Raw genomic sequence first — 249 nt, forward strand, 5'->3', positions numbered from 1 at the left:
TGCAAATGGAGATGGTAGAGCAGACAATTATGCAGATACCGATGGCGATGGATTTAATGATGTAGTAGATGGAGATGTAGGAAATGTATTAGATACAGGTGTTGATACAGCAGGAGCAAATACAGCTGATGCATTAATTTTAACAGGAACAGATGGTAATGGAGATGGAACCCCAGATGCATATCTAAACGGCGATACCGATGGTGATGGTGTTTTAGATTATTTAGATTTAGATGCCGATAATGATGG

At 39.4% G+C, this 249-nt stretch carries 1 pseudogene; it reads left to right on the forward strand.

Annotated elements, in window-relative coordinates:
- Nucleotides 1-249: pseudogene (locus tag KI686_RS16745) on the forward strand (gliding motility-associated C-terminal domain-containing protein); the annotation flags it as partial.

This window comes from Polaribacter sargassicola (genome assembly GCF_021991835.1).
Classification (GTDB): Bacteria; Bacteroidota; Bacteroidia; order Flavobacteriales; family Flavobacteriaceae; genus Polaribacter; species Polaribacter sargassicola.